The organism is Inquilinus sp. OTU3971, assembly GCF_038440215.1.
Genome location: NZ_JASATH010000333.1, coordinates 1 through 4,640, shown reverse-complemented (window position 1 = coordinate 4,640; position 4,640 = coordinate 1). Strand labels below are relative to the sequence as shown.

General features: G+C 63.3%; 1 protein-coding gene and 1 pseudogene. One reads left to right on the top strand and one right to left on the bottom strand.

Annotation, left to right across the window (positions count from 1 at the left end):
* Window positions 1–1,026 precede the first annotated feature (1,026 nt).
* Entirely contained in the window at window positions 1,027–3,645 is a 2,619-nt protein-coding gene (gene mgtA / locus AAHM41_RS39070) for a magnesium-translocating P-type ATPase (RefSeq protein ID WP_342242036.1), read from the bottom strand.
* A 640-nt stretch (window positions 3,646–4,285) separates the two neighbouring features.
* Between mgtA and AAHM41_RS40795 the strand changes: the two are divergent.
* A pseudogene (locus AAHM41_RS40795) lies at window positions 4,286–4,454 on the top strand (IS21 family transposase); the annotation flags it as partial.
* Window positions 4,455–4,640: the final 186 nt, after the last annotated feature.

Here is a 4,640-nt window from a genome sequence, read left to right as displayed (position 1 = left end):
TCCGGTCTCCTGCGCTGACTGATGCAGCCTGCGACGTCGGGCCAGGAGGACGGTCGGTCGGCTATGGAACGGTGGTCGATCACAGGCATGAGCCTCTCCCTTTGCTCTTCCCCATGCTCATCCCCGGCCAGGCGGGTTGGGCGGCGAGGAACCATTGGGAAGCCTGTCCGAGAGGGCTGGACGTCTCCACCCGGGTCTATTGCTCTCGTCGGACGGGAAGACTCCGAGCGGAGCGAAGGGTGCGGTTGCCTCGCGAGGGCCAGCGAAGGCGCGCCGTTCACCCGCGTCCGGCAACGGTGGTATTTGCAGCGTCTTTGATCTCAGTCCGATTTCTTCTTATCGAACGCTGCTGCGATCCTCGATTACTTAATGTCCGTGAGTATAGGTGTGCCCGATAAGGGGGCTTATCGGGCGTTGGGGCTTCCGGCGGGGACTCGGAGCGGCTAGACTCGGCGGCAACGCGGCCATCGCGGCGCGCCAGGACGGCGCCGCCGTGCCGCCGATTGCAACGGAGGTCGCCGTGACCACAGAGCCCGATCGCGCCCCCCACCGCCGACGAGCAGGTCGGCATCGCCTGGTGGAATGCGCTCGACGAGGCCCGGCGGAAGTATTGGATGCACCGAGCCGGCAACACCGGCCGCGCGGTCGATGCCTGGGCGGCCTACAAGCGCGGCGTGGATCCGACTCCGGACGACGACGAGTAGCGTTGGTCGCGCCGCCGCTGCAGGTGACCAGTGCCCTTCGCTGTAAATCGGCATGGGGTCCCGACGCCGATCGGCGCGGTAAGTGCCTGACTTTGCGCGATACTGAGGGGTCCCGGCCTGGCGCCTATTCACACTCCGCCGCGATCCGCTGCTTCTCTTCCACGCTCCAGCGGCGGCGGCGGCCCGTCTCCACAATCTCAAGACGCCGAAATGGCCAACTGTCAGTAAGGATATCCGTAACGACAGTTAGCTACGATACCGACCTCCCCCACAAGGCGGCCCCCGGCGGAGGGTTACGAAGGGGCCGATGTTGGGACAGTAACTATCGCCGAATACGTTGGGCAGGACTCCCTTTGGCCAAAGCCGGCGGGTGTCGCCCAGCCCCTTTGAGCGGCGTTTCGTGCCTTCGATAGAACCATGCTTTCGCCCCTTCCGTCGCTGCGATGTAACCAGCGAGGATGACCAGCACCGACCCCATCTCAAGCGTTGACAGCCGCACAAACCCGAACGCCGAGGCAAGCGACCCGAGGAAGGGGATGGAAAGGGCGGCGAGGCTGACGACGACGGTTGTCCACATTAGCACGCGGCTCGGTATGCTACGGAACGCTGGCCGATGCGTTCGCAATACAAGGACAACGGCGAGTTCGGTTAACAGCGAAATGATGAACCATGTCGTCTGAAAAGTCGCCTCATCAGCATGAAAGACAAGAAGCAAGATCGCGAATGTCAGCAGATCGAAAGCGGAACTGACCAGCCCGAAGACGATCATGAAGTGCCGCACGTCCCGGATCTTCCACCGCTGGGGCCGCGTAACGGTTTCCGGATCGACGTTGTCGGTTGAGATCGCAATGGACGGTACATCGGAGAGGAAATTGTTGAGAAGGATCTGCTTGGCGGCGAGCGGGAGAAATGGCAGCAGCGGCGCCGCCAGCGCCATGCTGACCATGTTGCCGAAATTTGCGCTGGTCGTGATGCAGATGTATTTGAGCGTGTTGGCGAAGGTCCGGCGGCCGTCTTCCACACCGCGGCGAAGGACGTCAAGGTTGCGGTTGAGGAGGATTATGTCGGCGCTCTCGCGGGCGACGTCCACCGCCTGCTCGACCGAAATGCCGACATCGGCCGCATGAAGGGCGGGCGCATCATTGATGCCGTCGCCGAGATAGCCGACGGCATGTCCCGTCCGTTGCAAGGCGCGCACGACACGCTCCTTCTGTTGGGGATCGACCTCGACGAAGAGATCGGTATGGGGCGCGAGATGCCAGAGCGCCTCATCCTTGAGCTTTGCCATTTGCTCGCCGGTAATCATTGATTTCGGATCGAGCCCCACCGCTTTCGCCAGATGGCCGGTGACGTACCTATTGTCGCCGCTGATCACTTTGATGCGGATTCCAAGCTTCAACAGGTCGCTGATCGTCTGCTGCGCGTCTGACTTGGGCGGATCGGAAAAAAGCAGGAAGCCGGCAAACACCATGGCGCTTTCGTCGCCGTGGACGTAATGGTCTCTCGCTGCGACCTTGCGCGTCGCCACTGCGAGGACGCGGAATCCCTCTGCGCTCTTCGCCTGGTAAAAGGCGTCGAGCTCCGCCTGCCGCACTGTCGCAATCGGCACGTCCACGCCATCCTGGGCAACCGAGTGGCAGATGGCCAAGACGTTCGCAAAAGCGCCCTTGGTGACGATCTGATGCCACGCTGGATCGGCGTCGGCAGCTACAACGATTGTCAGCCGCTTGCGAAGGAAATCGTAGGGAATTTCGTCGATCTTACGATAGCCACCGGTGGTCAGTCCGCTGCTTTCACCTATAGCGATGATGGCGGCGTCGAGTGGGTTGTCGATACCGGTCTCGAAGGCCGCATTGAGAAAGGCAAGCTGCCTGACGTCGGCCGATGACCGGCCCTCGGCGTCTGTAGCATCCTGCAGCGCGACGGCTCCCTCAGTCAGCGTACCGGTCTTGTCCGTGCAGAAGATGTCCATGCTGCCGAGATTCTCGATCGCGTCGAGGCGTCGGACGATGACCCCTTGTTTGGCCATCGCACGGGCTCCAGCGGCCAGTGTCACGCTGATAATGGCTGGCAGCAGCTCGGGTGACAGACCAACCGCAAGTGCGACCGCAAAGAGCAGCGACTCTATCCATGGCCGTCCAAGAAGCTGGTTCACCGTCAGCACGAACAGAACGATGACCACCATTACGCGGATCAGGAGGTAGCCGAACTGCCGGATTCCCCGCCCGAACTCCGTCTCGGGCGGGCGGGCCTTGATCCGCGCTGCAATCGCACCGAAGGCGGTTCCGCGTCCCGTATTGACCGCAAGGACCTTCGCCGTCCCGCTTTGTGCTGAGGTGCCGAGGTAGACCGCGTTGGTGCGTCCGGCGATAGGCGTCTCCGGCGGAACGGTCCCGGGTCGCTTCTCGACAGGGAACGATTCCCCGGTCAGACTGGCTTCGTTGACTAGAAAGTCCTCGGACTCGATCACGCGTCCGTCGGCGGGAATGAGGTTGCCGGCCGAGAGCACAATGACGTCGCCCGGCACGATGGCGCTCGCCGGGACCGTCTTCTCAAGGCCGTCGCGGACGACGCGGCATGTCAATGCTAGGCGGCGTTTGAGCTCCTCAACCGCGGCCGACGCTCGGTACTCCTGATAGAAGCCGAGTAGCGTACTGCCGAGCACGATCGCGAGAATGATGCTGGCATCCACCCATTGCCGCAGAACCAGCGAAACCACTGCTGCGAAGATAAGAATGAGGACGAGCGGACTTTCGAATTGCCGAAGAAGGAGGCGCAGGGCGCCGAGCCGCTGCGCGTCCTCAATGCTATTGGGGCCGATCAGACGCAGCTGCTCGGCGGCATTTTGGGACGCCATGCCCCGGTGGCCCGAGCGAAAATCAGCGCTCAACTCGGCAATATCGCGACTCCAATAGGGGACATCAGGGCTAGGCTCAGACATTGCCACATGTATCCACTTATGTCCGTTTGAGGGTCGCTCTCATGAACTGCGCCGCCAGTCCGAACCAATCAGAAATATACGTGCCATGTTCGACCAGACAAACCATTGCCAGCATCGACCATCGGGCGGCGGCGCCGCCCGCTTAACCCCCGAGGGTCTGGTGGTGTTCGTCGCCCGGTCCAAGGGCGACCAGGAAGGGGAGGAGCCGAGGTCGCGATCCGTGCCGTACCCGGCGAGCCGCTCTGCACCGTGACGGCCCTCAAGGCCTGGCTCGCGCCGCGGCGACAATCCCGGCCCGCTGTTCTGCCGGATCCATCCCTGTGGCGCGATGCCCCCCGGACCCCGATGGCCGTCTGCTGCCGATCGACGGCCGGACCGTCGCCCGCCTAGTCAAGCGGGTGATTGGCCGGATAGGCCTCGGGTCGGCCGACTATGCCGGTCACAGTCGGCGCGTCGGGATGATGACCTCGTCCGACCGCAAAGGCGTGCGGCAGCTCGAGCACGCGATGGCCCATGGCCTCTGGAAGACAGTGAAGGCGGTGACGGTCTACCGCCACTCCAGTCTTGTACGGGGATCTTCGTGTAAAGGCCCTCGTGCAGCTTGTCCTGACGGTGCCCGCTGAGCCGAAGGTACGATGCGGTGGTCCGAGTTGGGGAACTCGGGATGGTTCTGGATCTCCATCGGCAGGGCTTGTCGATCACGGCGATCGCCCGTCAGCTCGGACCCGACCGCAAGACGGTCTGCAGATAGCAGATACATCGAGCGCGGCCTTGAGGCGCCGAGCTACGCCCCCCAAGCCGGGGCAGCGGCTCAGCCGGGCGACAGCGCAAGAGGACGGGACATTACCGAGACCTGGTGCGTCTCCTGCCACAATCCTGGGCAAGCCCGAACCGCAACGGATGCGGCGCCGCCGCTTTCGGAGATCCGAGAGCGGCCTGATCTCACACCGGATCGCCTCCGGACGTGGCTGTCGGATCCGCATCCTCCGATGCCG